Raw genomic sequence first — 26,469 nt, 5'->3', positions numbered from 1 at the left:
ATGATCATCGCAGTCGACGGTCCGGCGGCATCGGGCAAGGGCACGATCGCGCGTGCCTTGGCCAAGCATTACAAGCTGCCGTATCTCGATACCGGGCTGCTGTACCGTGCGGTCGCGCTGAGCGTGGCGCGGATGGGGCTCGATCCGGAGACCGAGGCCGACGCGGTCGCCGCGTGCGATTTCAGCGATGCGCTGCTGAGCGATCCGGCGTTGCGTGATGACGATGTCGGCGCGCTCGCGTCGGTGGTGTCGGCGCATCCGCTGGTGCGTGCGGCGTTGCTGCACCGGCAGAAGCGGTTTGCTGCGCAGGAGGGTGGCGCGATTTTGGATGGGCGCGACATCGGGACGGTGATCGCGCCGGATGCTGATGCCAAGCTGTTCGTGAAGGCTACGCCGAATATTCGGGCGCAGCGGCGGCATGCGGAGTTGCAGGCTCGGGGTGGGACTGCGAGCAAGGATCGGGTGTTGGCGGATATTCGGGCTCGGGATGCTCGGGATAGTGGGCGGTCTACTGCGCCGTTGGTGATGGCGGCGGATGCTGCGTTGCTGGATACTAGTTTTTTGTCGATTGAGGCTTCGGTGCAGCGGGCGGTTGCGTTGGTGGAGGCGCAGCGGGCGAAGAGGGCCGCTTCGGTTTAAGCCTTTCGCCTTCCAGAAAAGCTGCGCCACCCCGGCGGAGGCCGGGGCCCAGTTGGGGGACTTTGCTAACTGAGGGCAGCGCTAAGTTACTGCGACCTTTCCAACTGGGCCCCGGCCTTCGCCGGGGTGGTTGCCCTGGGGTGAAGTAAACTTGTTTCCCCGCGAAGGCGGGGACCCAGACTGGGCTCCCGCCTTCGCGGGAGAACAAGGAAGCAGGTGCCGCCCGCCTTTACAGTGCCGCGGCCTGCCCTAAAGCGCAGTAACCAGCGCCACCGCCCCGAACACCACCCCCGGCGCATTCGCCACGACGATCGGCCAATCCCGCTTGTCCTTCAAAAACCCGTACCCGACCCACAGCGCGCAATTCACCATCGTCGCGAACGGCTGGACCACCGATCCCTTCTGACCCGCAAGGTTCAGCATGATCTGGTCGATGTACGACAGGTACGTCACGATCGCCGTCACGGTGGCGACCCAGCCCAGCACGAGAATGCCGCGTTCGTTCAAATCTTCGCTCCTGTTGTGAGCGGCCCCTAACGAAGCAGCGGCGAACTTGCTCCGAGACCCGGTTTCGGCTATACGGAACCGTCCGGCGAGCGATGCTCGTGGAGGAAGGCGCGGAGACCCTCGAGTCTCACGCGCCGTTTTCGCATTCAGCGTCTACGTCCTCCGCGCCTCGTGCCGTCCGGATGCCGCGTTCGACGTTCGGTCGTCGCGGCAACGAAGGCCAAGACCAGCGGACCCAACCGCTTGGCCGGAAACAGACTAGGATTACTGAATTCTATGGCAACCCAGGTAATGCCGACCCGCGACGATTTCGCGGCGATGCTGAACGAAACGCTCGGCGACGCCGACAGCTTCGAGGGCCGCGTGGTGCATGGCACCGTGACCGGCATCGAGAACGACATGGCCGTCATCGACGTCGGTTTGAAGTCGGAAGGCCGCGTGCCGCTTCGCGAATTCGCAGCGCCGGGCCAGAAGGCTGACCTCAAGGTCGGCGACGAAGTCGAAGTCTATGTCGACCGCGTCGAGAACGTCCACGGCGAAGCGATGCTCAGCCGCGATCGCGCCCGTCGCGAAGCCGCATGGGACAAGCTGGAAACCGAATTCTCCAAGACGACCCGGGTCGAAGGCGTGATCTTCGGCCGCGTGAAGGGTGGCTTCACCGTCGACCTGAACGGCGCCGTCGCGTTCCTGCCCGGCTCGCAGGTCGATATCCGCCCCGTGCGCGACGTCACCCCGCTGATGGATATCCCCCAGCCGTTCCAGATCCTGAAGATGGACCGCAAGCGCGGCAACATCGTCGTGTCGCGTCGTGCCGTTCTCGAAGAGACGCGCGCAGAGCAGCGTTCGGGCCTGATCCTCAGCCTGGCCGAGGGCCAGATCATCGACGGCGTCGTCAAGAACATCACCGATTACGGTGCGTTCGTTGATCTCGGCGGCATCGATGGCCTGCTGCACGTCACCGATCTCAGCTACAAGCGCGTCGGTCACCCGAGTGAAGTCCTGAACATCGGCGACACCGTCAAGGTGCAGATCATCCGCATCAACAAGGATACCCAGCGCATCAGCCTCGGCATGAAGCAGCTGGAGAGCGATCCCTGGGATGGCGCGATGGTCAAGTACCCGGTCGGCGCAAAGCTCACCGGCCGCGTCACGAACATCACCGAATATGGTGCGTTCGTCGAGCTGGAAGCGGGCATCGAAGGCCTCGTCCACGTGTCGGAAATGTCCTGGACCAAGAAGAACGTCCACCCGGGCAAGATCGTGTCGACCTCGCAGGAAGTCGACGTCATGGTCCTCGAAGTCGATTCCGAGAAGCGTCGCATCTCGCTCGGCCTCAAGCAGGCTCAGGCCAATCCTTGGGAGGCCTTCGCTGCCGCTCATCCGATCGGTTCGACCGTCGAAGGCGAAGTCAAGAACGCGACCGAGTTCGGTCTGTTCATCGGCCTCGACAACGACGTCGACGGCATGGTCCACATGTCCGACATCGCATGGGGTGTTTCGGGCGAGGACGCGCTCAACCTGCATCGCAAGGGTGAGACCGTCGAGGCCGTCGTGCTCGACATCGACGCCGAGAAGGAGCGTATCTCGCTCGGCATGAAGCAGCTCGAGCGCGGCGGGCCATCGGCCGGCGGCATCGCAGCAGCAGGCGACAAGCTGAACAAGAACGCGATCGTTACCGTGACCGTTCTCGAAGTCCGCGACGCGGGCCTCGAAGTGCAGCAGGGCGACGATGGCGCGACCGGCTTCATCAAGCGCACGGATCTGGGTCGCGATCGCGACGAGCAGCGTCCGGAGCGCTTCCAGGTCGGCCAGAAGTTCGACGCGATGGTCACCGGCTTCGATCGTTCGAAGAAGCCGACCTTCTCGATCAAGGCCATGCAGATCTCGGAAGAGAAGCAGGCTGTCGCTCAGTATGGTTCGTCCGACTCGGGCGCGACCCTCGGCAACATTCTGGGCGAGGCTCTCAAGGCCCGTACGGAAGCCGAAAAGAAGTAAGCTCAACGGCTTAGCGACGATTTGGCCCGGCATGTCTCGAACATGCCGGGCTTTTTCGTTTCTAAGGCACTTTGGTTTTTGACTGCACCCGAATTAGTGCTAATGCCTCGCAGGTTGACCTGTATCAACTTTCCACCAACGCGTATATTCACAGATGGGCGGGGGCTCGAATGATCCGATCCGAATTGGTTCTGAAGATCGCTGAGGCGCATCCGGACCTGCAACCGAACGAAGTCGAGCTGATCGTCAGCACCTTCTTCGACGAGATTTCCAAGCGCCTGGCCGCAGACGGCCGGGTCGAACTGCGTGGGTTCGGTGCCTTCTCGACGCGCGCGCGCGATGCCCGCACTGGCCGCAACCCGCGCACCGGCGAAGTCGTCGAGGTCGAGGCGAAACGCGTGCCGTATTTCAAGCCCGGCAAGGAAATGCGCTCGCGTCTCAACGTGTGAGGCACCCGATTATGCCCGACATGGGTTGACCCGGCGGGCGACCTCGTCTTCTTGGGCCCGTGTGCGGACGTGGCGAAACCGGTAGACGCAGGAGACTTAAAATCTCCCTCCCTAGGAGTGCGGGTTCGAGTCCCGCCGTCCGCACCATGCGCACCCTGCTGGCAGGCAGCTTCGCGGCGTCCGCGTTCGTCGTGTCCGGATGCGATCGCCGGCCCGACACCGGGGTGGTCGTCGCCAGCGCGATCGGCGCCCCCCCGCGCGTCGCCGATGCCAGCCGCGTGGCGCTCGACATGCCCTCCCGCCTGATGATGGATTCGACCGCGCAGGGCCTGGTGCGGTTCGACGCGGGTGGACAGATCGAGCCCGGCCTCGCCGAACGCTGGATCGTGATCGACGGCGGCATGAGCTACATCTTCCGCCTGCGCGAGGGTGATTGGGGCGATGGCACGCCGGTCACCGCCGAACAGGTGGTGGCGATGCTGGAGCACCAGATCGCGCCGGCCTCGCGCAATCCGCTCGCGCCGTTCCTGACGGCGATCGACGAGATCGTGGTGATGACGCCGCAGGTGATCGAGGTCCGGCTATCGCGCCCCCGCCCAGATCTGTTGAAACTGTTCGCGCAACCCGAACTCGCGTTGCTGCGGCTTCGGCCGACCGGCGGGACCGGCCCGTTCCGGGTCGCGCGCCGCGGCCGCGCGCCGCTGCTGCGGCCGGCGTTCGATCCCGGACAGGCCGATCCCGACGACCAGCGCGCGGCAAAACCGGAGGAGGACGTGCGGCTGATCGGCGAACGCGCCGCGCGTGCGATCGCGCGGTTCGCCAATCGCGACGCGGACCTGGTGACAGGCGGCAGCTTCGTCGACTGGCCCCTGCTGGCAACGACCGACATCGCGCCCGCCAACGTCCGCATCGATCCCGCCGCAGGCCTGTTCGGCCTCGCGATCGTCCGCCGCGACGGGTTCCTCGCCGAGGCGCAGAACCGTGCGGCGGTCGCGGCGGCGATCGACCGGACAGCGCTTACCGCGGCGATCGCGCCGGCCTGGGATCCAGCCGACCGGATCCTGCCCGACATCCTCGATTCCGCCGCGCTGCCGCAGGTTCCCGCGTGGACGCTGCTGACGCAGGACGAGCGCAGAACGGCGGCCCGCCAGCGCGTCGCCGCCTGGACCGGTGGCCCGATCACGCTGCGCATCGCACTGCCGACCGGTCCCGGTGCGACGCTTCTGTATGCGCAGGTCGCGGCGTCGCTGCTCGCGGTCGGGATCACGCCGGCTCGGGTCGCGGTGGACGCCGCGGCCGAGCTGAAGCTGATCGACGCGGTCGCACCGTACGACAGCGGCCGCTGGTATCTCGCCACCGCCTGCGTGGTGTGCGGCGACGCGGCGCAAGCGGCGCTCGAGGCGGCGCGGCAGGCGCCCAACCTGGCGGAGCGCGGCGCGCGGATCGCAGCGGCGGATGCGGCAATGAACGAGGACGTCGCCTTCATCCCGCTCGCGCGTCCGCTCCGCTGGTCGCTGGTATCGCCCCGGCTGCGCCAGTGGCAGGCGAACCCGCGTGCCTGGCACCCGTTGAACCGGCTGCGTGCCGATACCAACTGATATCGCATGAACCCTCGCGTCACCCGCATCGCCTCAGGCTCGATCCTGGACACCCTGCCGATCGGCAAGGACGCGCTGTCCGTGCGCCGCCGCGTCGAGGCGGTGGAGCGCGTGATGGAGGGGCTGTTCGTCATCCCCGGCACCAATCGCAAGGTCGGCATGGACGTCGTGCTGGACCTGGTTCCGTTCGCGGGCAGCACGATCGCCGCGGCGATCGGCGGCTGGATGGTCTGGGAGGCGCGCAACATCGGCATGTCGAAGATCCAGATGGCGCGGATGTTCGGCAATGTCGGGGTCGACTGGGCGCTCGGCATGATCCCGTTCGTCGGCGCGGTCCCCGATTTCTTCTTTCGCTCGAACACACGCAACCTGCGGATCATCAAGCGGCATCTCGATCGGCATCACCCGTCGACCACCACGCTCGAGGGCTGACCAACCCGGCGTCGTTTCGCCTCTGTCACGACGCGGTCGCGGGCCGGTCATCAAACTGTATCCGATGCACCATAACGCCATCGTTCCATGGATGGTACGTACCTTGCCGACGGATGCCCGCACGCGGCGACCAGCCGACTGTGGAGCAGCTGGGCGCGTTTGCGGACTCAGGTCGAGCGGCTGACGCGCCGGTCCGACGGCGACGATCTGCTTCAGGACGCCTATGTCGGCATGACGACGCTGGCCGAGCCACCGCGCAATGCCGAGGCGTTCCTGGTTCGCGCGGCCGTCAATCGCGGTCGCGACGCGTATCGGCGCGAGGCCGTTCGCGGTGATGGCCAGACCTGCCGCGACGATCGGGCCCGTACCGACGACCTGGCACGCGGCCCTGCCCCGGACCCGATCGCGTGCCTGCGCGATCCGGCGCCGCTCCAGGACGAGATCATGATCGCCCATGCCCGCCTCGACCGAGTCCGCGACGGCATCGACCGGCTCAGCCCGCGTACGCGCGAAATCTTCCTGATGCAGCGGCTCGAAGGCTACAAATACCGCGAGATTGCCGAACGTCTCGAAATCAGCCAGAGCGCGGTCGAGAAACACATGGCCAAGGCGATGACCTTCCTGGCCGACTGGACGGAGGATTGGTGAACCCCTTCATGAACGGCGATCGTTCTTCGAACGGGCCGTCCCCGAACCGAACCGCCGGGCAGTGGATCGCGCGCCTCAACGCCGACGATTGCACATCCGCCGACCGCCGCGCCTTCCGGACGTGGCTCGCCGCCAACCCCGCCGAGGCCGATCGCTTCGAACGCGTCACCGACCTGTGGGACATGGTCCCCGGCAGCGCGTCGCCGGCCTTGCCCGCCGCGCCACGCCATCGCGCGCCGGTCACGCGCCGGCGCGCGCTTGCCGGCCTCGCGACGCTGGCCGTGGTCGGCGGAACCAGCACCGTCGCGTTCCAGGCCGCCTATGCGGGCACGCTGTACGAAACTGCGATCGGCGAACAGCGTCACGTGCGCCTCGCCGACGGATCGACCATGCTGCTCGACACCGACACGCGCGCGCGCGTCGTCGCGACGCCCGAGCGTCGCCGGTTGCAGCTTGCGCGGGGCCGGATCGACCTGATCGTCGCACCACTGGCGGTCCCCTTCATGCTGGAACTCGGGGCCGCCCCGGTCACCGCGACGGCCGGCCGGTTCGACCTGCGACGCGATGCGGAAGACCGGTTCGCGCTCACCACGATCGAAGGGCGCGCGCACTACGCGGTCGCCGACGCGGTCCGGCCCCTGACCGCCGGCGAGCGGCTGCAGGACGGCCGCGTCGACCGCCCCGATCTCGCCGCGACGCAGGCGTGGCAGAGCGGACGGGCGGTGTTCGACGGCGATACGCTGGCGCAGGTCGTCGACGAGGCCAACCGCTACAGCACCACCAAGCTGATGATCGCCGATCCCGCCGCCGCCCGCCTGCGGGTCAGCGGCCTCTACCGCGTCGGCGACAACGTCGCGCTCGGCCGCTCGCTCGCCACGCTGTTGTCGCTGCGGTTCCGGACGGTCGAGGGCGCGGTGCTGATCGGCGGATAAAAATCGACGCCGGGGGGTGGGGTAGATCGGTCCTGTCGCGTCGAGGACATGCGGCACCAACGCCGCCTTCCTTGGGGGGATGATCACCGTGACGACCAACCGCCGGCGCTTGCGCCGCTCGTTCGCGCTGGGCGCAGCAGCCGCCGCCACCGCCGCCGCACTCGCCGCATCGCCTGCCGCCGCGCGTACCGCCGCGACCGCCGACGCGCCCGACCACGCCGTCCGCATCCATATCGTCAGCCAGCCGCTTGCGAAGGCGCTCGATACGCTCGCGCGGCAGACCGGCGCCGACATCCTCTACACGCCAGAAGCAGTCACCGGCCTGACCGCCGCAGCGCTGGACGGCACGATGCCGGCGCTGGCCGCAGTCGAACGGCTGATCGCGGGCAAGGGCCTGACCGTTCGCCGCGGAGGCAATGGCGCGTTGCTGATCGCCCGCGCGACTGCCGTCGTGCCCGTTACGGCGACCATCGACACCGCCGAGCCCGGCCCCGACATCGTCGTCACCGGCTACGCCAGCAGCCTGACCGGCGCGCTCGCGCAGAAGCGCAAGGCGACCAACGTCATCGACGTGGTGAAGGCCGAGGATATCGGCAAATTCCCCGCGCAGAACATTGCCGAAGCACTCCAGCGCGTCCCCGGCGTGTCGATCGTCCGCGATCGCGGTGAAGGCGTGTTCGTCCGCATCCGCGGGCTCGGCGCCAATTTCCAGGTCGTCACGCTCAACGATCGCTCGGTCGCGGTGAACGAGAATGTCCGCGACAGCGGCCAGAGCGGCCGCCAGTTCCGCTTCGACACGCTGCCGTCCGAGTTGATGTCCGCGGTCGAGGTGATCAAGAGCCCGCGCGCCAGCCTGGACGAGGGCGGCATCGGCGGCACCGTCAATCTGCGCACCTTCCGTCCGCTCGACCTGAAGAAGCCGGTGCTCGCGCTGTCCGCGACCGCCAGTTCGCCGCGGCTTGCCGATGCGGTCGATCCCCGGCTGTCCGGGATGGTCAGCTGGGCCAGCCCCGACGGCAGGTTCGGCGCGCTGATCGCCGGCGTCTACGACGAGCGCACCACGCGACAGGACCGCGTCACCGGAGTCGCCTGGGCCGACGGCAAGATCGACACCGACGGCAACGGCACGCTCGACAGCGACACGATCCTGGTTCCGACCGCCACCCGCCCGACGCTGGAGCGCGAAAATCGCGACCGGATCGGGATCAACGGCGCGGTCCAGTGGAAGCCGGACGATCGCTTCGAACTCAACATCGACGGACTGTGGAGCCGGCTGAACGTCGATTACGACGAACTGACCTATTCGACCGATTTCTCGAACACGACGGGCAAGGCGATCGTGCCCGGCACCGCGGTGATCGAGAACGGCGTGCTGACCGCGGCGACGGTCGCCACCTCGACGCAGATCGGCCGCGAGACGTCGACGCTCCAATACAAGAACTGGCTGGTCGGCGCGAACGCGAAATGGACGGCGAACGGCTGGACGCTCGCCGCCGATGCCAGCCTCGGCCGCGCCTTCTCGAACACGCCGACGCCGATCTATCGCACCCGCCTGCTCGGCAACGTTGGCAATGTCAGCTTCGACTTCGGCAAAGCGGGTGATCGCCTGCCCAACATCAGCTTTGCGACCGCCGACCTGGAATCGGCGTCGACCTTGCCGGGGCGTCGCGTCGAATACCGCGTCAACGACTCGCTCGATCGGGAGCGCGCCGCCAAGTTCGACGTGACGCGCGAGCTCGGCGGCGTGTTCGGCGCGCTGCAGGCCGGCGTCAAATACCAGAAGCGCGACCGCGCCTATAATCGTCGCGACATCAACTTCACCAGCGGGATCGCCGGCAAGAAATTCGATGCCAGCTATTTCGACGCGTTCCCGGTCGACGACTTCCTCGACGGGGTCGACGGGAATTTGCCGAAGAGCTGGCTGATGCCGGACCCCGCAACATTTTTGGCGGCAGCGACCGGCAAGGAAGCGCTGCTCGCGGCACCGCTTGCCCGCGGCGACCTGCGCAACAGCTATGCGATCGGCGAGGAGATCATCGCCGGCTACGGCATGGCGGATTTCTCGCTGCCGCTCGGCGGGGTGACGGTGCGCGGCGATGTCGGCGTGCGTTATGCCCATACGCGCCAGACCTCGTCGGGTCATGCCGACAACGGCACCGTGGCGACCCCGGTCAGCTTCGAGCGCAATTACGGCAACGCGCTGCCGGCGCTCAACCTGGTCGCCGAGCTGTCCTCGACGCTGCAAATGCACGTCGCCGCGTCGAAGGTCATCACCCGGCCGTCGCTCGCCGATCTCGCGCCGCGGCTGACGATCAATTCGAACCCGACCGTCCTGACTGCGGTCGGGGGCAACCCCGAGCTCAAGCCGTTCGAGGCCTGGCAATATGACGGCACGGTCGAATGGTATTTCGCGCCGGGCAGCGCACTGATCGCGGGCGCGTTCTACAAGGACATCACGACCTTCGTCTTCCAGCAGACAGCCAATTTCGTGCTCGATGGCCAGACCTACCGGCTGACCGCGCCGCGGAATGGCGGCGACGCGTATGTCGCCGGCGTCGAGATCGCGTACCAGCAGCTGTTCAAGATGCTGCCCGCGCCGTTCGATGGCCTCGGTGCGCAGGCCAACTATACGCACACGAGCAGCGCCGGCACCTATGCGGTGGCGACCGGCGGCACGTTCCGCGATGCGCTGGTCGACGTTGCCAAGGACAGCTTCAACCTCACCGCGTTCTACGAGAAGAACCGGATCGGCGCGCGCGTCAGCTACAGCTGGCGCGGCGACGTGTTGCGCGACGTCGGCGGCGCGGGCCTTGCGGCGAACAACGACAGCCCGTTCGGCAGCCTCGATTTCGACGCATCGTACAAGGTCACGCCGAACGTGACCTTCGTCGTGCAGGGGATCAACGTCGCGGGTGGCGTCCAGTGGCAATATGTCCGCGACAACCAGTTCGCGGGCTATACCGATTATGGCCGCACGTTCACCGCCGGCGTCAGGGCGAAGTTCTGATGCGGCTGATGCGAGCACCCATTGTCGTCCTCGCCTGCGCGGTGACGCTATCGAGCGGATCGGTCGCCGCGAGGGCCCGGACGTCCCTGCCCCCGACGACCGGGCCCGCATCGCCGGCACAGGCGAGCCCGGCGGATACGCTCGAACGCGTCGTCATCGTCATGCGCCACGGCGTGCGCAGCGCGATGTCGAGCCCGGCCGAGCTCGGTCGCTACAGTCGGCGGCCATGGCCGGCCTTCGCCGTGCCGCCGGGCAACCTCACCGCGAACGGCGCGGTGCTCGTGACGATGCTAGGCGACTGGTATCGCCGGAATTACCAGGCCCTGGGCCTGCTCGGGACGGCCGATTGCGCGGTCTATTACCAAGCGAACCATACCCAGCGGACCGAGGCGACCGCGACGGCGTTTGCCGCCGGCCTGACGCCGCGATGCCCGACCGCGATCCACCAGACAGCCGCTGCGCCGGATCCGCTGTTCGAGGCACCGCTGACCCCGCTCGCGCCGCTCGATTCGCCCCGGATCCTGGCGGCGATATCGGGGCGGGTCGGCGGCGATCTCGGCGCATGGGACGCTCAGCAACGGGCCGGGCTCGATCGGTTCGAGGCGCTGATGCTGCAATGTCGTCGCGCGACGTGCGACGCGACCGAGCGGCGCGGTATCGCGCGCCTGTTGCGCGATACGCCGGTCAGGCTCGCGATCGGCCCGGACCATAAACTGGAGATCACCTCGCCCGCATTGCAGGTCGCCGGCATCGCCGAGAGCCTGATGATGGCCTATGCGGATGGCCTCGTCTTCAAGGGCTGGCGCGGGATCGATGCGAAGACGATCGGCGAGGCGATGACGGTTCACGCCGCCGGTATCGACCTGCGCACGCGCACGCCGGAAGTCGGGCGCCAGACCAGCAGCTATCTGGCGATGCGGCTGCTCGCCACGATCCAGCGCGGCGCGGGCGTGCCCGTCCTGGCCGACCCGATCGGCGATGCGGAGAAGATACTTGTCCTCAGCGGCCATGACGGCACCGTGACCATGCTGGCCGGACTGCTCGGGCTCGACTGGCAATTGCCGGGCTATGGCGCGAACCAGGCAGTGCCCGGCGGCGGACTGGTATTCGAGCTATGGCGTCGTGCTGCGGACGGACGACAGGTGGTGCGGGTTCGGTATGTCGCGCAGGGTCTGGACCAGATGCGGTTTCGCACGCCGCTGGCGGCAACTGCCGGCCCGCTGAGCGCGCCCGTTGCGGTTCCCGGATGCGTCGATGCCGATCTCAGCTGCCCGCTGACCGGTTTTACCGCGCACCTGCTCGCAGCGGTTCAGGGCGAATAGACCAGCGGGTTTTCTTCGCGAGGACACGGGCTTAGGGTCACCGGGCAGTCGTGCGGAAACATACCGAACACATGGCCGCACTAGGATCGATCGATGTTATCCGATTCCGTACCCGATCTGGCCAATCCCGTATTGCTGGTGGTCGACGACGACCACATGATCCGGACCCTGCTTGCGCAGAGTCTCGGCATGCACGGCTATCAGGTCGAAACCGCGACCAATGCGCGCGAGATGGACGCGGTGCTCGCGCGCCGGTCGGTGTCGCTGATCCTGCTCGATGTCATGATGCCCGGCGAAGACGGCCTGTCGGTGTGCCGGCGGCTTGCCGGCGCCGGGGCACCGCCGGTCGTGTTACTGAGCGCGCTAGGCGACGAACCCGACCGTATCCTCGGGCTCGAGATCGGCGCGAGCCATTATCTGTCGAAACCGTGTAGTCCGCGCGAGATCCTGGCGACCGTCCGAGCCGCGTTGCGCGCGCGCGAAATCCAGGATGCGGGCGAAAGCCGATCGTTCGGGTTTCTCGGCTGGCGAGTCGATTTCACCGCACACGAACTGCTCGATCCCGAGGGCACGCTGATCGACCTCACCGATGGCGAGTTCGCGGTGCTGCGCGTGTTCGTCGAGCGACCCCGCCGCGTCCTGGCCCGCGACGCGCTCCTCGAAGCCGCCCGCGGCCCCGACACCGAAGCGTTCGATCGCGCCATCGACGTCCAGGTCAGCCGCTTGCGACGCAAGCTCAGGTCGCGCAGTGACGAGATCATTCGGACGATCCGCAACGAAGGGTATTTTTTCGTTCCTCGCGTCACTCGCCAGTGACCGCCGTAGCCGAATGCGTGACGATCGGCTCCGGTCGATGACGGTCGGCGTCCGACGGTCCTGGCCGCTGTTCCTGCGTATCTTCGCGCTGATGCTGGCGACCGTTCTCCTGGTCCAGATGCTCAACTTCGCGATCGTGCTGATGATGCCGCCGCCTTCGCCGGTCATATATTCCGCAAGTCGCGTTGCCGCAGTCGCTCGTTCGGGTACCGATTCAACCGGTCTGCTGAGGGCGTCGCTGTCGTCCGGTCAGCCTCGACCGAGTGACAATCCGCGCGATACCCACATCGCGGCATTGATCGCGGGCGACCTTCGATTGAGTCCCAAACAGGTCATCGTCGAGACCGAAAGGTCCGCGATGCCGCTGCTCGGCGGTGTGTTCCGGCCACCGCTGCCGATGGGTCTTGGCAGGCGGCCGCCGCCACATATGATGGCGTTCGAGACCGCGCTGTTTGGCGCGTTCAAGGTTTGGATCAAGACACCCGGCAACCAGTGGCTGGTGGTTCGACCTTCGGGCAGTTCCATCGGGCCGTGGCGAATGCGGATCATATTGTGGTTTCTGGTCGCGATGGCAGTGGTCGCGCCGATTGCGTGGCTACTGGCGCGCAGGGTCGCCAAACCGATCGGCCTGTTCGCCGCCGCCGCCGAACGGCTCGGACGCGATCCGCGAACCGATCCGTTGCGCGTATCCGGACCGCCCGAGATCGCGGAGGCGGCCAGCGCGTTCAACCTGATGCAGGAGCGGTTGAATCGCTACGTCGAGGATCGGACGACGCTGATCGCCGCGGTGGCGCACGATCTGCGGACGCCGTTGATGCGGCTGTCGTTGCGACTGGAAAAGGCGCCGGACGACATCCGCTCCTCCAGCGAAGCGGATATCCAGGAAATGAGCGAGCGGATCGGGTCGGCGATGGCGTTCGTGCGCGATATGACCCGCCACGTCCGCCGGCAGCGGCTCGACCTGCGATCGCTTGCAGAAAGCGTGACCGACGATTTCACCGATCGCGGCGATTCGGTCGTGCTGCACCCCGGAGCGGCGTTGACGATGGAAGGCGATGCCCCGTCTTTGAAGGCCGTGCTCGCCAATCTGGTCGGCAACGCGATCAAATATGCCGGCCACGCCGACGTTCGACTGCGGCGTGAAGGCGGTACGGCCATCATCGAGGTCTCCGACACCGGGCCAGGCATGGCGCCTTCCGACCTGGCACGCGCGTTCGAACCGTTCTTTCGCGCCGAACAGTCGCGCAACCGTGATACCGGCGGCAGCGGACTGGGGCTGGCGAGCGTTCGTGCGGTCGCTCGCGGGCATGGCGGCGATGCGACCATTGCCAATCGACTGGGCGGCGGCTTGATCGCGCGCGTGACTTTACCGGGGTAAAGCGCGGCCGCCGACACATTGCGGCAATGATGGGCGTGTCAGTCGCCTGTCCAACCGCACGAGGAGTCTGCATGCGTATCGCCCTTCTGATCGGTCTCGTCGGCGCCTTTGCAGGATGGTCTGCGACAGGGTTCGCGCAGTCCGCGGCTGACGGACCAAAGCCGGAGCAACGTGGTCGAGGCCAGTTGTTCATAAGCCCCATGGGCGAACCGTTCCGCGCCTCGCATCGCCTGGGTGCCGCACAGGATCTGTGGTTTGCGGGGGCCGATGCAGACGACGACGGCCGGATCACGCTCGCCGAGTTCCAACGCGATGCGACACGCTTCTTTTTGGTGCTCGATCGCGGCAAGGACGGGGAGATAGATCCGGACGATATCGACTTCTACGAAACCACATTGGTCCCGGAAATTCGCGTCACGTCGACCGGTCGCGGACCGGCTTCGGGCGGGCATCGTGGTAGCGGTGGTCGAGGCCCCGGCGGGGGCGGCTCGGGCGGACAGGGCATGCGCCTCGGCGACAGCGATTCGAAAAAGAGTGCGACGACCGTTCGCGAACGACTGGGCGCGGCACGGTTCGGCTTTTTCGATCTGCCCGAACCCGTGGCCGCTGCCGATATCAACCTCAACCGCGGCATCGACCCTGCGGAGTTCGCCCGGGCCGCGTCGATCCGGTTCGCCGCGCTCGACCGCAATCATGACGGTGCACTGACCCGCCACGAATTACCCCGTGCAGGGGCCGAGACGTGGCGGAACGGATCGGACACGGTCATCGTCCCGCCGGCGGACCGTACGGACCGCTGAGTCGACTGCCCCGATCTTGGCTGGTCGGGGCCGGTATTCCTGGGCCGGTATTCCCGGGTCGGGAATACCGGGGGAGCAACGGCCGCCTGTTCAGCGGCGCGGCGGCATGCCGCCCATCGGCGGCGGCGGAGGTCCTTCGCCGCCGTGCATCGGCTCGTGCGGTCCCGGGCCGTGACGCAACCGCATCACCGCTTCGAATGCGCGTCGCTGGGCCGGATCGAGACCGTCGTAAAAGGTTCGCATCGCCCCGATCCGACGTCCGTCGTCTGCTGTGCGGCGGGCCGCGTCCTGCGTCATGCGCTCGATCTGCTCGCCAAAACCGTCGGCCGATGGCGCGACCTCGGGTGGCCTGCGCCCGCTATCGCCGATCATCGGTCCCTTTATCGGTGGCCGCATCGTCTTCACGAACGCCTCCAGCGCCGGGCGCTGTGCCGGCCGCAAATTCAACAGCAGCGCGATATCGTCGGCTTCGCGTTGCTGGAACTGCGCCATCATTTCGGGCGTCGGCGACCGCCCGCCCATACCGTCCTCCGCAGACACCGACCCCGGAAGCGACAGCAGCACACAACCGGCCGTGATGCCGGCCCAAACCCTTTTATTCATAATCTTTCCTTATGATGCGCGTACGTTCAGCCGAGCATTCCGGACACGATCCAGCGCCGACTGACGGCGGATTTGACGATCGTCTCGCCACACCCCCGGCATGCCGTTCGCTGGATCGGTTCACTCTCGATGTCGCGGTGCCGGGATCGCGGCATGTGACGACCGAGCGCGCAGTCTACCGATCGTGAAGATTGTACCTGCATGCCCATGCCCCCTCGCCCCAACCGTCTTGCGATCCAAGGGCGTGTCTGACAGGCAAATTTGTCCGGCATGTTTCGCGCGGGGACACGTTCCAAACCGCGCGGCAGCGGCAGCCGGATCGAGATGATCGCGTTGGTGGCGATGCCCTGCTCAAGGCTGGGCCATCGATCTAGACAGGCTGCAACACTACCGATCGACCGACGAAATCCTCCGCGACGACCGTTTCAATCTGGCGCTCGATGCCGCGCGTCAGCGACACCGGCACGGAGACTGCGAAGCCGTGGCCGATCAGCCCTTCGACAGCCCACCGGACGCAATAATCGGCCGCGACGCCGATGACCGTGACGTCGGCAACGCCACGTGCAGACAACGCGGTGAAGAACATCTCGCGCGCAATCGACGGCCGGCTCGCATCCCGCGCGTCTTCGATCACGAGACCCGGTTCGGCCCACATGTCGAACACCCCCTTCTCGATCCGCCATGCCGGTATCGCCGGATCGACCAGCGCGACATCGAGCATGTTGGCCCAGCCTTGCGTGCCGCGAACGCAGTGGATCGGGAACATCGCTGCCTCGGGCGAGGCAGCGTAGGTTTCGCGGAAATGCGTGTCGAAGGTGAACAGGACGCCCGCCGTCTCGACAGGCTTCAACGACGACAGCCACGCCTGCATCGGCGCGACCAGGTCTTCGGCCTCCGCCACGCTCAGCGCGCCCTTGTCGGCCATGAAATCCCACTGCGTATCCACCACGACCACGAACCGCGCCATCGTCCGTCTCCTTTGCCCGCTGCTTGACACAAACGCGTCTTCTCGGACACCCGCAGCCCACGCAAACGCAGGAGCCCGCGCGCATGGCCGTGACCGATATCGCCACCCGGACGTACAATCACAATTTCCGGCTCGATCCGATCGTCCGCAGCCTGCTCGATACCGATTTCTACAAGCTGCTGATGTTGCAGATGATCCGGCAGGTGTATCCCGACGTCAGCGCCACCTTCGCGCTGATCAACCGGACGAAGACGGTGCGGCTGGCGGAGATCGTCGACGAAAGCGAACTGCGCGCACAGCTCGATCATGCGCGGACGTTGCGGTTCGCGAAAAAGGAGCTGATCTGGCTCGCGGGCAATAGCTTCTACGGGAAGCAGAAGATGTTCGGGCCCGAGTTCCTGGCGTGGCTCGCGGAGTTCCAGCTGCCGGCGTACGATTTGCGGAAGGTCGACGGGCAGTATGAGCTGCATTTCGAGGGCCCGTGGACTCACACGACGATGTGGGAAATCCCTGCGCTGACGATCATCAACGAGCTGAAGTCGCGCGCAGCACTGCGCGATCGCGGTCGGTTCGCGCTCGACATCGTCTATGCGCGCGCCAAGGCGAAACTGTGGGAGAAGGTCGAGCGGTTGCGCGAGCTGCCCGACCTCGTGTTGTCGGATTTCGGCACGCGGCGGCGGCACGGCTTCCTGTGGCAGCGCTGGTGCGTGGAGGCGCTGAAGGAAGGGCTCGGCGATCGGTTCATCGGTACCTCGAACGTGCTGCTGGCGATGGACGCCGACCTGGAAGCGATCGGGACGAACGCGCACGAACTGCCCATGGTGACCGCAGCGCTGGCGAACAGCGACGCCGAGCTTGCCGAGGCGCCGTACCGCGTACTCGAGCATTGGCGGCAACATTATAACGGCAATTTGCTGATCGCGTTGCCCGATGCGTTCGGGACGACCGCGTTCCTGCGCAACGCGCCACACTGGCTGGCGGAGTGGACCGGCTTCCGTCCCGACAGCGCGCCGCCGATCGCTGGTGGCGAGCAGATCATCCGCTGGTGGGAGGAACAGGGCGTCGATCCCAAGACCAAGCTGCTGATCTTCTCCGACGGGATGGACATCGACACGATCGAGCAGACGTATCGGCACTTCCATGGGCGGGTGCGGATGAGCTTTGGCTGGGGGACGAACCTGACCAACGACTTCCGCGGTTGCGATCCCGATGGGGCGGCGGCGCTGGAGCCGATCTCATTGGTCTGCAAGGTGATTGAGGCGAACGGGCGACCGGCGGTGAAGCTGTCGGATAATCCGGCCAAGGCGACCGGCGAACCGGCGGAGATTGCGCGATATCTGCGGGTGTTCGGGGAAGCTGACCGAGCGACTGCACCCGTGCTGGTGTGACAGGCCCCATCCCAACCTTCCCCCCTTCCTGGAAGGGAGGGGTCGGGGGTGGGTCGGCTTCCGGATCAGGCAACGTTGCGACACGAGCTGGCCGACCCACCCCCTACCCCTCCCTTCCAGGGAGGGGAGCAGCTTGCGCCCTAGTCCTCGACCAGTTTCATGAACCGTCGCTCCACTGGGGCCAGCACTGGCCCGAGTTCATGCCCGCGCTTCACCACAGCGCCTGCTTCGCCGATCAGCGCCCACATGCCCTGCTTGTTGCGCAGAGAAGGCCGTTTCTCGATCCTGAATTCAGGCCGTTCGGCGGCCCGGCGGAAGGCAGCGAACACCGCGGCATCCTTGCCGAGATCGATCGCATAATCGCGCCAGTGGCCCGCCGCGACCATCCGGCCGTACAGGTCCAGGATGCGGTTCAGTTCGAGGCGTTCGAAGCCGACCTGTGTCGCCTTGGACGGTGTGGGAAAAGGGACGACGCCCATCAGTTATCCACCATCATGCGCGGTCGCGGCGGTCCTCTGGATGCTCGTCGGCGAGCAGCGCGTCGAGCCGCTTGCGCATCGTCTCCAGCTCGCAGCGCATGATCTCCATCTTCTGCGTCGCGGGATCGAACATCTCGCTGCACGGCGTACCGTAGGGCACGAAGCGAGGCACCTCGGGCGCGTTGCCGCCTTCGATCGTCGTCGCGCGCGCGGGGATGCCGACGACCGTCGTGCCCGCCGGCACGTCGCGCGTGACGACCGCGTTGGCGCCGACCCGCGACCGCTTGCCGAGCGTGATAGGCCCGAGCACCTGCGCGCCTGAGCCGATGATCGCGCCATCGGAGATGGTCGGGTGGCGCTTGCCTTGGACGCCGTTATCCGGGCTGGTGCCGCCGAGCGTGACGCACTGGTAGATCGTGACGTCGTCACCAATCTCCGCAGTCTCGCCGATCACGACGAAGCCGTGGTCGATGAAGAAGTTGCGGCCGATCGTCGCGCCCGGATGGATGTCGATCGCGGTCGTGAAGCGCGACCAGTGGTTGACGCAGCGCGCGAGGAAATAGAGCTTCGCCTTGTACAGGCGGTGCGCGACGCGGTGATACCCGAGCGCCCAGACACCTGGGTACAGCATGATTTCGGCGCGCGAATGCGGGGCGGGATCGCGGGCGCGGATCGAATCCAGATAGGCCAGTAATCCGCTCGACATCCGCAGTCCCCTTCGCGATTTCCGTATCTAGGGTATCGAACGATCGATTTCCAGAACCGCGCGTGTGGGTCGCCTCACGCCATAGGGATCGGGGTAAAGCCTATCTTTGTTGTGGGATAAGCCCGCGCGTTGCAGTCTGGGCGGAATATTGAGGGGATGCCGATGTTCGACCTGACGACCTTGAGCTTCGAAACGCTCCTGCCCTTCATCCTTGTCGGGTTCGCCGCGCAGATCGTCGATGGTGCGCTGGGGATGGCGTTCGGGGTGATTTCGAACACGTTGCTGCTGTGGGTCGGCGTGCCGCCGGCCGCGGCATCGGCGGGCGTGCATACCGTCGAGACCTTTACCACCGCGGTGTCGGGGATCAGCCATGTGCTGCACAAGAACGTCAACTGGACGCTGTTCCTGCGGCTGATGATCCCGGGCGTGATCGGCGGCGTGCTGGGCGCTTACGTGCTGTCGAACATCGATGCGAGCACGGCGAAACCGTTCATCCTCGCGTATCTGACATCGATCGGCGTGTACCTGCTGTACCGCGGGCTGCGCTATCCGCCGAAGCAGAAGGAGCCGAAGATCGTCGAGCCGCTGGGGCTGGTCGGCGGGTTTCTCGACGCGGCGGGCGGTGGCGGCTGGGGGCCGGTGGTGACGTCGAACCTGCTGGTGCAGGGTGCATCGCCGCGGACCACGATCGGGACGGTGAATACGGCGGAGTTCTTCCTGACCGCGACGATCTCGGCAACGTTCATCACGCAGCTCGGTTGGGCGGCGTTCACGCAGGCCACCGTAGGGTTGCTGATCGGCGGCGTGCTGGCGGCGCCGTTCGGGGCGATGCTGGCGAAGCGCGTGCCGGCGAAGACGTTGATGGTGCTGGTCGGGGTGATTTTGACGATCACCAGCCTCTTCGGGCTGTACCGCGCCATCTGGCACTGACCAACTCCCCTCCCGCTTGCGGGAGGGGTCGGGGGAGGGCGTGCCAAATACGACGCCGTGCTTGAGGCCAGCCCCTCCCCTAACCCCTCCCGCAAGCGGGAGGGGAACAGAAGTCACAGCGTCGCGTGGACCGTCGCGACCGCCGCCATCACGGCGCCGATGCGGACCGAGGTCTGGATCGCTTCCGCGGTAACGCCGGCCTTCTTCAAAATCTGCTCGTGGCTGTCGATGCACATGCCGCAGCCGTTCATCGCAGACACGGCGAGACTGAACAGCTCGAAATCGACCTTGTCGATGCCGGGCTGGCCGATCACGTTCATCCGCAGCTTGGCGGGCATGTTGCGGTATTCCTGGTTCCCGGCGAGGTGCGTGAACCGGTAATAGACGTTGTTCATCGCCATCACCGCAGCCGCCGCGCGCGCCGCGTTCGCAGCCTCAGGTGAAAGCTTCGGCGCGCATTCGGCTTCGGCGGCTTCGACCAGCGGCTTGTAGCCCGAACCGTGTGCGCAGGTGAGCAGCAGGCCATATTTGCGCTGATCGGTCAGATGCGTCTCGTTCAGCAGGGAGCCGACGTTGAGGCGGATGTCCTTGGCGTAGTCGGGCAATTGCCCTGCGAATTCCTTGAGTGACATAGACTTCTTCCTTCTGCTCCCCTTCCGCCTGCGGGAGGGGTCGGGGGAGGGACTGGAGACAAAAAGAGAGGGCGGCCCGTATGGACACGCCCTCCCCCAACCCCTCCCGCAAGCGGGAGGGGAGTTTCAGTTACGCAGCGAGCTGGAGGACGTCGTCGCCCTTGTTCCAGTTGCACGGGCAGAGCTCGTCGGTCTGCAGCGCGTCGAGCACGCGGAGCGTCTCGGCGGGGTTGCGGCCGACGTTCAGACCGTTGACCTGGACCGCCTGGATGACGTTGTCCGGATCGATGATGAACGTCGCACGGAACGCGACATGCTCGTTCTTGTCGACGATGCCGAGCGCGTCGGCGAGCTTCGCACCGTTATCCGCCAGCCATGGGAAGTCCGCTGCAGCAAGGTCCGCATCCGACTTGCGCCAAGCGAGGTGGACGTGCGCGGTATCGGTCGACGCGCCGATCAGCACGGCGTCGCGATCCTCGAAATCGCCGCGGATGTCGCTGTAGCCGACGATCTCGGTCGGGCACACGAACGTGAAATCCTTCGGCCAGTAGAACAGCACCTTCCACTTGCCGGGATACGCCGTCGTCAGGTCGAGCGTCTCGCCGGCGGGCAGCGCTGCAATGCCCTGCTGGACGGGAACGGTCATCGAGGGGAACTGGTCGCCGATGGTCAACATGATGGAAGCCTCCTGGAAAAATCTTTGCTCCAGGCATCCTCGAGGACGGCGGTTGGCCCGCTCGGTCGTTGTGCAATGCGGTATATGGGGACTGGTGTAATCGATCCAACGCTCTATTTATCATCTGATGATCGATAGAGGCGATTAATGGCTGCGACCTACCTACCTACGTTGAAACAGTTGCAATATCTGGTTGCGCTGAAGGACCACGGCCATTTCGGCCGCGCCGCGGAGGCGTGTTTCGTGACGCAATCGACGCTGTCCGCGGGCCTGCGCGAGCTGGAAACGCTGATCGGCGTGGTGCTGGTCGAACGCACCCGGCGAGTCGTGCGGTTCACGCCGCTGGGCGACGGGATCGCCGACAAGGCGCGGCGCGTGCTGCGCGAGGCGGAGGAACTGGGCGACATGGCGCGCGCCGCCGGCCAGCCGCTGTCGGGCGACATGCGGATGAGCGTGATCCCGACGATCGCGCCGTTCATGCTGCCCCGCATCCTGCCGCGGCTGCGTAAGGATTATCCGGACCTGAAGCTGTTCCTGCGGGAAGAGCCCAGTGGCCCGGCGTGCGAGGGGCTGCACAACGGCCGCACCGACTGCGTGCTGCTGGCCCTCCCCTATGCGTGCGGCGAGGTGACGTCCCAGACATTGTTCGAGGACAGGCTGTTCGTTGCGTATCCGTCGGGCGAGGAGCCGACCGCATTGCCCGCGATCCCGGCCTCGGCGATCGACGAGACGCGGCTGCTGTTGCTCGAGGATGGGCATTGCCTGAAGGATCATGCGTTGGGTGCGTGCAACCGGCCTGAGCTGCGCGCGGAGGCAACGATGCTGGGTACGTCACTGCATACGATCGTGCAGATGGTCGACAACGGGCTTGGCATCACGATGCTGCCGGAGATGGCGCTGAAAGCCGGCATCCTCGACAACACCAACATCACCGCGCGGCCGCTCGACGAGATCAATGCGGTGCGCAAGATTGCCTTGGTGTGGCGGCGGGCGAGCCCGCGGGAGAAGGACTTCCGGTTGATGGCGAAAGCGCTGGCCGACGTTCAATAAGCGCTGTGCCTGCTTCTGCTCCCATCCCTGAAAGGGAGGGGTTGGGGGTGGGTCGGTTTTCGTATCGGGCAACGTACGCGACACAAGCTGGCCTACCCAGCCCCAGCCCCTCCCTTTCAGGGATGGGAGACCGTTGCGAACCGGGCGCACTCGGTCTTCACCTCACCCCGAGATCGACACGCTTGCGCAACCAACGCGGCGTTCGATCGTATGATTCCCACTTCCCGCTGGAGACCCGATGATGTCGAAGACGCTTCCGCTATTGCTGATGACGAGCGCGCTGGCGCTTGCTGCGTGCAGTGGCAAATCGAAGGACGACGTGGCCAGTGCGTCGACCACGCCCGCCAATCCCGCGCTTGCCGTACCGAACGGCCCGCCCGCGGTCGCCAACCCGACCGTCGGCGGCGTGCCGATGATGGCGACGCGGACGATCGTCGACAACGCGTCGGCTGCACCGAACCTCTCGACGCTGGTCGCCGCGGTGAAGGCTGCCGACCTTGTCGGCACGCTCTCGGGTCCGGGTCCTTTCACCGTGTTCGCGCCGACCAACGACGCCTTTGGACGCCTTGCGCCAGGCATGGTCGACACGCTGTTGAAGCCCGAGAACAAGGCATCGCTGACCAAGGTACTGACGTATCACGTCGTGCCGGGCGTCATCACCGCCGACGATCTGCGCCAGCGTATCGCTGCCGGTGGCGGTACGGCGACCTTGACCACGGTCGAGGGCGATCCGATCACGGCGACGCTGGTTGGCGCGGTGATCGCACTGACCGACGTAAATGGTAACAAGAGTTACGTCGAGACTGCAGATGTTCGCCAGTCGAACGGCGTCGTGCACGTCGTAAACGGCGTGATCGTGCCGAAACTCGGCTGAACCGTGTGAAGTCAGCCTCGGTTCGTCGCGCCCATGCTACGCCTTGTCGGCAAAATGCTTGAGCCTGACTTACTCGTTACCCAAGTTTATTCATTCGAGTTTCACAAGTCCCATTCACAATCTCTGGAGTTGCAGATGACTGTCAAGACCAACCTTATGATCGCAGCCGCATCGAGCCTGCTCCTCGCGACCGGCGCGACCGCACAGACGACCGCACCAGCCACTCCGCAGACCGCCGCGCCGACCACGCCTGCGACGCAGGGCACGACCGCCACGCCGGGCACGACCGCCACGCCAGCCGCCCCTGCCGCTGCTGCGACCACGACGATCGCCGCTGCGCTGCCGACGCTGCCCAACCGCGCCACGCTGGCCAAGCTGGTAACTGCCGCCAAGTTGCAGACGACGCTCGCGGGGCCCGGCCCGTACACGCTGTTCGCGCCGAGCGATGAAGCTTTCACGCGTCTGCCAGCCGGTGCGCTCGACACGCTGCTGAAGCCCGAGTCGGCGCCGACACTAGCGACGATCATCAAGTATCACGTGGTTGCTGGCGCGGTGACGGCGGATCAGTTGAAGGCGCAGATCACGGCGGGCGGTGGCAAGGCCACGCTGACGACGCTGGCGGGGCAGCCGCTGATCGCGTCGCTCGGGCCCAATGGTAACATCGAGCTGACCGATACCGCCGGGATCAAGTCGTACGTCGATACGGCAGATATCAAGGAGACGAACGGGGTCGTTCATCTCACCAACGGCATGAGCGTTCCGAAGCTCGGCTGAGTGACTGAGGGCCGCGATCTCCTCGGAGACCGCGGCCCTCACTACCATGTTTTCCCGAGAAGGCGGGCATCCAGTCTGCGCTCCCGCCCTCGCGGGAGAACAAACCCTTAATTAGCCGTTCGGCTTATCCCAGCGTGCAGCCGCGGCATGATCGCCGTCACGCGCTTCAACCCAGCTAGATCCGACACCACGCGTTTCGCGCTTCCAGAACGGCGCGTCGGTCTTCAGCCGGTCGATCAGATACGCGCAGGCCTCCAGCGCCGCGCCGCGGTGCGGCGCCGTCGCCGCGACGAACACGATCCGCTCCCCCGGATGCATCGGCCCCACGCGGTGGACGATGATCGCGGCACGCAACGACCAGCGTTCGATCGCACCCTCGGCGACCTTCAGCAACGCGGCTTCAGTCGCGCCGGGGTAATGTTCGAGCTCCAGCGTACCGACGCCGTCGTCCGCACGGACGAGCCCAGTGAAGGTCGCGACCGCGCCTGCTCCCGCCGCTTCCGCCCGCGCCATCTCGGCGGCGATATCGATCGGCGATAGCTGGACCGAAATGTGGATCATCCGCCCGTCACCGGCGGAAAGATCGCGATCTCATGTGCGCGGCCGATCGGCGTATCCAGTGGGACGAACTCCTGATCGATCGCCGCACGCAACCGCGATCGGTTCTCGAAAGCCCCCGCATGCGCCGGGCTCGTTTCGGCCAGCCAGTCGACGAGGTCCGCCACGGTCACGACGCTCGCGGGCGGCTCGACCGATTCCTCACCCGTGCCGATACGCTCGCGCACCCAGGCGAAATACACCATTCGTATCGTCATGATCAGTCCATGTGCTTCAGGCCGACGCGGAGATAATCCCATCCGGTCAGCAACGTAAGGACAGCCGCGCCCCAGAGCGCGACGATGCCGACGGTATGCACCCAGACCATCTCGGGCACGGCGCCGCCGAGGATGATGCCACCGAGTGACACGAGCTGCAGCGTCGTCTTCCACTTCGCCAGCTGCGAAACGGGGACGGACACCTGCACCTGCGCCAGGAACTCGCGCAGGCCCGACACCGCGATTTCGCGCAACAGGATCACCAGCGCCCCGATCACGTGGATGCCGGCGATATCGCGCGTGCCGACGAGGATCAGGATCACCGCCGCGACCATGATCTTGTCCGCGATCGGATCGAGGAAGATCCCCAGCCGCGACACCGCGCCGCTCGACCGCGCGAGATAGCCGTCGAAATAATCGGTGATGCCCATCAGGCAGTACAGCACGAAGGCGATGCCGTACCCCGCCTCCCAGTCGGGCCACCACAGGAACCAGACCAGCAGGGGCACCGCGACGATCCGCGACAATGTCAGGAGGTTAGGCAAGCTCAGCACCCGCCACCCCTATACCGGTCGGTCGCGGGGCGAAACCGGTTTAACGTTGGCGCGCGGATGACGCTCGGCTAAGGGTTCGACATATTACCGCAACGATCAGGGCTATTTCCCGTCATGCTCAATGCCCTCGGGTTGCTGAAGCAACGTCGCTTCCTGCCCCTGTTCACCACGCAGTTTCTCGGCGCGTTCAACGATAACCTGTTCAAGACCTCGATGGTCCTGTTCGCAACCTATGCCGTCTTCAACGACCCGAAGATGGAGGCAAACTTCAACGCGCTGGCGACGGGACTCGGCATCCTGCCGTTCTTCCTGCTGTCCGCGCTCGCCGGGCAATTGGCGGACAGCGAAGACAAGGCGCGGATCATTCGGATCGTGAAGACGGTCGAGATCGGCATCATGCTGCTCGGCGCGACCGGCCTGATGGTCGCCCGCGCGGGGCATCCGTCGCTCGGGATCGGGCTGATGCTCGGCGCGGTGTTGTGCCTCGGCGTGCATTCGACGTTCTTCGGGCCGATCAAGTACGCGATCCTGCCGCAGCATTTGAAGCCGTGCGACGTGCTCGGGGGCACGGGCCTCGTCGAAGCCGGGACGTATCTCGCGATCCTGCTGGGCACGGTGACCGCAGGCTGGATCCCGATCGAGGGCGCCGCCGCCAGCGTGTTGATCGTAGCGGTGATCGGCTGGTTCTCCGGCCGGCAGGTGCCTCCCGCACCGCGCGAAGGCCCGCCGCTGAAGCTCGACTACAACCCGTTCACGGCATCGTGGCGGTTGATCAGCGCGACGTTGCACATCCCGCGGCTGTTTCTCGCGATCGTCGCGATCAGCTTCTTCTGGACGATCGGCGCGGTGCTGATCATCGTCTTCCCGCCGCTGGTGAAGAACGTGCTGACCGCCGACGAGCGCGTCGCCAGCTTCGTGATCGCGGTGTTCTCGGTCGGGGTCGCGATCGGCTCGGTGGTGATCAACTCGATGCTCAAGGGGCGGATTTCCGCGAAGTTCTCGCCTGCGTCGGTGATCGCGATGGGCGGGTTCGTCGTGTTGTTCTCGTTCCTCGCGCGCAACTGGACGCCGGCACCGGCAGGGCATTATTACGATTGGGCCGGCTTCATCCATCAGCCGGGTGCGATCCCCGTGCTCGCGACGCTGCTGGCGATCGCGATTACCGGCGGGATGTTCGTGGTGCCGCTCTACGCGTTCCTGACGACGACCGTCGAGAAGGACCAGACCGCGCGCACCGTGGCGGCGAACAACGTCGTCAATTCGGGCGCGATGACGATCGGCTCGATCCTCGTCATCGGCATCACCGCGATGGGCGTGACGCCCGAGGACATGCTGTTCCTGGTCGCGGCGATGTGCCTCGTCTCCGCGTGGCTGGCGCAGAAGCTGCATCGGGCTTGTGATGACGATGCGGCAGGATGTTTGCCGACGCTTCGGAGTTAAGCGCCGACGGTGCGATACTCCCCCGCCAGGGGGGGGTGGCAGGCGTCAGCCTGACGGA

Annotated in this window: 28 protein-coding genes and 1 tRNA gene; 19 read left to right on the top strand and 10 right to left on the bottom strand. The window is 66.1% G+C overall.

All coding sequences use genetic code 11. The features are described 5' to 3' along the window. The gene (cmk, locus tag BM244_RS18435; protein WP_093400353.1) at positions 1 to 639 is read left to right on the top strand and encodes a (d)CMP kinase; all 639 of its coding nucleotides are present in this window, start codon (positions 1 to 3) and stop codon (positions 637 to 639) included. 249 nt (positions 640 to 888) lie between these two features. Here the strand turns inward: cmk and BM244_RS18430 are convergent, their stop codons facing one another. Beyond that, positions 889 to 1,146, bottom strand: coding sequence for a SemiSWEET family transporter (locus BM244_RS18430; protein WP_093400352.1), 258 nt, complete (start codon positions 1,144 to 1,146; stop codon positions 889 to 891). 276 nt (positions 1,147 to 1,422) lie between these two features. Here BM244_RS18430 and rpsA point away from each other — a divergent pair, with 276 nt between their 5' ends. From rpsA to BM244_RS18370, 12 genes are all read left to right on the top strand, one after another. Then, entirely contained in the window at positions 1,423 to 3,141 is a 1,719-nt protein-coding gene (gene rpsA / locus BM244_RS18425) for a 30S ribosomal protein S1 (protein WP_055879635.1), read from the top strand. Between the two features lie 170 nt (positions 3,142 to 3,311). Continuing rightward, positions 3,312 to 3,590: an integration host factor subunit beta gene (locus BM244_RS18420; protein ID WP_056060417.1), complete on the top strand. Its 279-nt coding sequence runs from the start codon at positions 3,312 to 3,314 to the stop codon at positions 3,588 to 3,590. A 63-nt stretch (positions 3,591 to 3,653) separates the two neighbouring features. Next, positions 3,654 to 3,737 (top strand) — tRNA-Leu (locus BM244_RS18415). Beyond that, positions 3,737 to 5,188, top strand: a complete 1,452-nt coding sequence (locus BM244_RS18410; protein ID WP_093400351.1) for an ABC transporter substrate-binding protein — start codon at positions 3,737 to 3,739, stop codon at positions 5,186 to 5,188. The genes BM244_RS18415 and BM244_RS18410 overlap by 1 nt, the downstream gene beginning before the upstream one ends. A 6-nt stretch (positions 5,189 to 5,194) precedes the next feature. Beyond that, on the top strand, positions 5,195 to 5,620 hold the full coding sequence (locus BM244_RS18405) for a DUF4112 domain-containing protein (RefSeq protein ID WP_093400350.1): 426 nt from the start codon (positions 5,195 to 5,197) through the stop codon (positions 5,618 to 5,620). An 87-nt stretch (positions 5,621 to 5,707) separates the two neighbouring features. Next, positions 5,708 to 6,268 (top strand): RNA polymerase sigma factor, encoded by a 561-nt coding sequence (locus BM244_RS18400; protein WP_093400349.1) that lies wholly within the window; start codon positions 5,708 to 5,710, stop codon positions 6,266 to 6,268. Continuing rightward, a complete protein-coding gene (locus BM244_RS18395) occupies positions 6,265 to 7,200 on the top strand; it encodes a FecR family protein (protein ID WP_254784554.1) in 936 nt (311 codons plus the stop codon). The genes BM244_RS18400 and BM244_RS18395 overlap by 4 nt, the downstream gene beginning before the upstream one ends. Positions 7,201 to 7,279: 79 nt before the next feature. Continuing rightward, complete coding sequence (locus BM244_RS18390; protein WP_093400347.1) at positions 7,280 to 10,207, top strand: TonB-dependent receptor; 2,928 nt, start codon at positions 7,280 to 7,282, stop codon at positions 10,205 to 10,207. Beyond that, positions 10,207 to 11,529, top strand: a complete 1,323-nt coding sequence (locus BM244_RS18385; protein ID WP_093400346.1) for a histidine-type phosphatase — start codon at positions 10,207 to 10,209, stop codon at positions 11,527 to 11,529. The genes BM244_RS18390 and BM244_RS18385 overlap by 1 nt, the downstream gene beginning before the upstream one ends. A 93-nt stretch (positions 11,530 to 11,622) precedes the next feature. Next, on the top strand, positions 11,623 to 12,345 hold the full coding sequence (locus BM244_RS18380; RefSeq protein WP_093400345.1) for a response regulator: 723 nt from the start codon (positions 11,623 to 11,625) through the stop codon (positions 12,343 to 12,345). Positions 12,346 to 12,382: 37 nt separating this feature from the next. Further along, positions 12,383 to 13,723 (top strand): sensor histidine kinase, encoded by a 1,341-nt coding sequence (locus BM244_RS18375; RefSeq protein WP_254784552.1) that lies wholly within the window; start codon positions 12,383 to 12,385, stop codon positions 13,721 to 13,723. A gap of 71 nt (positions 13,724 to 13,794) precedes the next feature. Next, positions 13,795 to 14,523, top strand: coding sequence for an EF-hand domain-containing protein (locus BM244_RS18370; protein WP_175518289.1), 729 nt, complete (start codon positions 13,795 to 13,797; stop codon positions 14,521 to 14,523). A 90-nt stretch (positions 14,524 to 14,613) separates the two neighbouring features. Here the strand turns inward: BM244_RS18370 and BM244_RS18365 are convergent, their stop codons facing one another. After that, complete coding sequence (locus BM244_RS18365) at positions 14,614 to 15,126, bottom strand: Spy/CpxP family protein refolding chaperone (RefSeq protein ID WP_093400342.1); 513 nt, start codon at positions 15,124 to 15,126, stop codon at positions 14,614 to 14,616. A gap of 370 nt (positions 15,127 to 15,496) precedes the next feature. Next, positions 15,497 to 16,093, bottom strand: coding sequence for a cysteine hydrolase family protein (locus tag BM244_RS18360; RefSeq protein WP_093400341.1), 597 nt, complete (start codon positions 16,091 to 16,093; stop codon positions 15,497 to 15,499). A gap of 83 nt (positions 16,094 to 16,176) precedes the next feature. On the opposite strand from BM244_RS18360, the gene pncB reads away from it, so the two are divergent. After that, complete coding sequence (gene pncB, locus BM244_RS18355; protein ID WP_093400340.1) at positions 16,177 to 17,481, top strand: nicotinate phosphoribosyltransferase; 1,305 nt, start codon at positions 16,177 to 16,179, stop codon at positions 17,479 to 17,481. 140 nt (positions 17,482 to 17,621) lie between these two features. Here the strand turns inward: pncB and BM244_RS18350 are convergent, their stop codons facing one another. Together BM244_RS18350 and epsC are read right to left on the bottom strand one after the other, a co-directional pair. Continuing rightward, entirely contained in the window at positions 17,622 to 17,960 is a 339-nt protein-coding gene (locus BM244_RS18350; protein WP_056051400.1) for a DUF2794 domain-containing protein, read from the bottom strand. Positions 17,961 to 17,973: 13 nt separating this feature from the next. Further along, complete coding sequence (gene epsC / locus BM244_RS18345; RefSeq protein ID WP_093400339.1) at positions 17,974 to 18,666, bottom strand: serine O-acetyltransferase EpsC; 693 nt, start codon at positions 18,664 to 18,666, stop codon at positions 17,974 to 17,976. Positions 18,667 to 18,822: 156 nt separating this feature from the next. On the opposite strand from epsC, the gene BM244_RS18340 reads away from it, so the two are divergent. Beyond that, positions 18,823 to 19,596, top strand: coding sequence for a sulfite exporter TauE/SafE family protein (locus BM244_RS18340; protein WP_093400338.1), 774 nt, complete (start codon positions 18,823 to 18,825; stop codon positions 19,594 to 19,596). 113 nt (positions 19,597 to 19,709) lie between these two features. Here the strand turns inward: BM244_RS18340 and BM244_RS18335 are convergent, their stop codons facing one another. Further along, positions 19,710 to 20,228 carry an alkylhydroperoxidase, AhpD family gene (locus BM244_RS18335; protein ID WP_056051403.1) on the bottom strand — a complete coding sequence of 173 codons (519 nt, stop codon included), beginning with the start codon at positions 20,226 to 20,228 and terminating at the stop codon, positions 19,710 to 19,712. A gap of 130 nt (positions 20,229 to 20,358) precedes the next feature. Continuing rightward, positions 20,359 to 20,904, bottom strand: a complete 546-nt coding sequence (locus BM244_RS18330; RefSeq protein WP_093400337.1) for a peroxiredoxin — start codon at positions 20,902 to 20,904, stop codon at positions 20,359 to 20,361. Positions 20,905 to 21,051: 147 nt separating this feature from the next. Between BM244_RS18330 and BM244_RS18325 the strand changes: the two genes are divergently transcribed. From BM244_RS18325 to BM244_RS18315, 3 genes are all read left to right on the top strand, one after another. Next, a complete protein-coding gene (locus BM244_RS18325; protein WP_093400336.1) occupies positions 21,052 to 21,954 on the top strand; it encodes a hydrogen peroxide-inducible genes activator in 903 nt (300 codons plus the stop codon). Positions 21,955 to 22,195: 241 nt separating this feature from the next. Continuing rightward, positions 22,196 to 22,828, top strand: a complete 633-nt coding sequence (locus tag BM244_RS18320; protein WP_175518288.1) for a fasciclin domain-containing protein — start codon at positions 22,196 to 22,198, stop codon at positions 22,826 to 22,828. A gap of 135 nt (positions 22,829 to 22,963) precedes the next feature. After that, the gene (locus BM244_RS18315; protein WP_093400335.1) at positions 22,964 to 23,602 is read left to right on the top strand and encodes a fasciclin domain-containing protein; all 639 of its coding nucleotides are present in this window, start codon (positions 22,964 to 22,966) and stop codon (positions 23,600 to 23,602) included. 111 nt (positions 23,603 to 23,713) lie between these two features. Here BM244_RS18315 and BM244_RS18310 read toward each other — a convergent pair whose 3' ends face one another. The 3 genes from BM244_RS18310 to pgsA are packed head-to-tail and all read right to left on the bottom strand — an operon-like array spanning position 23,714 to position 24,971. Beyond that, complete coding sequence (locus tag BM244_RS18310) at positions 23,714 to 24,163, bottom strand: molybdenum cofactor biosynthesis protein MoaE (RefSeq protein WP_093400334.1); 450 nt, start codon at positions 24,161 to 24,163, stop codon at positions 23,714 to 23,716. Beyond that, positions 24,160 to 24,417: a molybdopterin converting factor subunit 1 gene (moaD, locus tag BM244_RS18305; RefSeq protein ID WP_093400333.1), complete on the bottom strand. Its 258-nt coding sequence runs from the start codon at positions 24,415 to 24,417 to the stop codon at positions 24,160 to 24,162. The genes BM244_RS18310 and moaD overlap by 4 nt, the downstream gene beginning before the upstream one ends. A gap of 2 nt (positions 24,418 to 24,419) precedes the next feature. Continuing rightward, positions 24,420 to 24,971 carry a CDP-diacylglycerol--glycerol-3-phosphate 3-phosphatidyltransferase gene (pgsA, locus tag BM244_RS18300; protein ID WP_093400332.1) on the bottom strand — a complete coding sequence of 184 codons (552 nt, stop codon included), beginning with the start codon at positions 24,969 to 24,971 and terminating at the stop codon, positions 24,420 to 24,422. 114 nt (positions 24,972 to 25,085) lie between these two features. Here pgsA and BM244_RS18295 point away from each other — a divergent pair, with 114 nt between their 5' ends. Beyond that, a complete protein-coding gene (locus BM244_RS18295; RefSeq protein WP_093400331.1) occupies positions 25,086 to 26,411 on the top strand; it encodes an MFS transporter in 1,326 nt (441 codons plus the stop codon). Positions 26,412 to 26,469 lie beyond the last annotated feature (58 nt).

Origin of the sequence: Sphingomonas sp. OK281, assembly GCF_900115295.1 — a bacterium.
GTDB lineage: Bacteria > Pseudomonadota > Alphaproteobacteria > Sphingomonadales > Sphingomonadaceae > Sphingomonas.
The sequence above is the reverse complement of the archived record's forward strand: the minus strand, read 5'-3'. Positions and strand labels throughout refer to the sequence as shown.

Excerpts from the sequence above, each read along its gene's own strand:
- cmk (WP_093400353.1), top strand. The coding sequence starts at position 1 with ATGATCATCGCAGTCGACGGTCCGGCGGCATCGGGCAAGGGCACGATC.
- rpsA (WP_055879635.1), top strand. The coding sequence starts at position 1,423 with ATGGCAACCCAGGTAATGCCGACCCGCGACGATTTCGCGGCGATGCTG.
- BM244_RS18420 (WP_056060417.1), top strand. The coding sequence starts at position 3,312 with ATGATCCGATCCGAATTGGTTCTGAAGATCGCTGAGGCGCATCCGGAC.
- BM244_RS18410 (WP_093400351.1), top strand. The coding sequence starts at position 3,737 with ATGCGCACCCTGCTGGCAGGCAGCTTCGCGGCGTCCGCGTTCGTCGTG.
- BM244_RS18405 (WP_093400350.1), top strand. The coding sequence starts at position 5,195 with ATGAACCCTCGCGTCACCCGCATCGCCTCAGGCTCGATCCTGGACACC.
- BM244_RS18400 (WP_093400349.1), top strand. The coding sequence starts at position 5,708 with ATGGATGGTACGTACCTTGCCGACGGATGCCCGCACGCGGCGACCAGC.
- BM244_RS18390 (WP_093400347.1), top strand. The coding sequence starts at position 7,280 with ATGATCACCGTGACGACCAACCGCCGGCGCTTGCGCCGCTCGTTCGCG.
- BM244_RS18385 (WP_093400346.1), top strand. The coding sequence starts at position 10,207 with ATGCGGCTGATGCGAGCACCCATTGTCGTCCTCGCCTGCGCGGTGACG.
- BM244_RS18380 (WP_093400345.1), top strand. The coding sequence starts at position 11,623 with ATGTTATCCGATTCCGTACCCGATCTGGCCAATCCCGTATTGCTGGTG.
- BM244_RS18375 (WP_254784552.1), top strand. The coding sequence starts at position 12,383 with ATGACGGTCGGCGTCCGACGGTCCTGGCCGCTGTTCCTGCGTATCTTC.
- BM244_RS18370 (WP_175518289.1), top strand. The coding sequence starts at position 13,795 with ATGCGTATCGCCCTTCTGATCGGTCTCGTCGGCGCCTTTGCAGGATGG.
- BM244_RS18365 (WP_093400342.1), bottom strand. The coding sequence starts at position 15,126 with ATGAATAAAAGGGTTTGGGCCGGCATCACGGCCGGTTGTGTGCTGCTG.
- BM244_RS18360 (WP_093400341.1), bottom strand. The coding sequence starts at position 16,093 with ATGGCGCGGTTCGTGGTCGTGGTGGATACGCAGTGGGATTTCATGGCC.
- pncB (WP_093400340.1), top strand. The coding sequence starts at position 16,177 with ATGGCCGTGACCGATATCGCCACCCGGACGTACAATCACAATTTCCGG.
- BM244_RS18350 (WP_056051400.1), bottom strand. The coding sequence starts at position 17,960 with ATGGGCGTCGTCCCTTTTCCCACACCGTCCAAGGCGACACAGGTCGGC.
- epsC (WP_093400339.1), bottom strand. The coding sequence starts at position 18,666 with ATGTCGAGCGGATTACTGGCCTATCTGGATTCGATCCGCGCCCGCGAT.
- BM244_RS18340 (WP_093400338.1), top strand. The coding sequence starts at position 18,823 with ATGCCGATGTTCGACCTGACGACCTTGAGCTTCGAAACGCTCCTGCCC.
- BM244_RS18335 (WP_056051403.1), bottom strand. The coding sequence starts at position 20,228 with ATGTCACTCAAGGAATTCGCAGGGCAATTGCCCGACTACGCCAAGGAC.
- BM244_RS18330 (WP_093400337.1), bottom strand. The coding sequence starts at position 20,904 with ATGTTGACCATCGGCGACCAGTTCCCCTCGATGACCGTTCCCGTCCAG.
- BM244_RS18325 (WP_093400336.1), top strand. The coding sequence starts at position 21,052 with ATGGCTGCGACCTACCTACCTACGTTGAAACAGTTGCAATATCTGGTT.
- BM244_RS18320 (WP_175518288.1), top strand. The coding sequence starts at position 22,196 with ATGTCGAAGACGCTTCCGCTATTGCTGATGACGAGCGCGCTGGCGCTT.
- BM244_RS18315 (WP_093400335.1), top strand. The coding sequence starts at position 22,964 with ATGACTGTCAAGACCAACCTTATGATCGCAGCCGCATCGAGCCTGCTC.
- BM244_RS18310 (WP_093400334.1), bottom strand. The coding sequence starts at position 24,163 with ATGATCCACATTTCGGTCCAGCTATCGCCGATCGATATCGCCGCCGAG.
- moaD (WP_093400333.1), bottom strand. The coding sequence starts at position 24,417 with ATGACGATACGAATGGTGTATTTCGCCTGGGTGCGCGAGCGTATCGGC.
- BM244_RS18295 (WP_093400331.1), top strand. The coding sequence starts at position 25,086 with ATGCTCAATGCCCTCGGGTTGCTGAAGCAACGTCGCTTCCTGCCCCTG.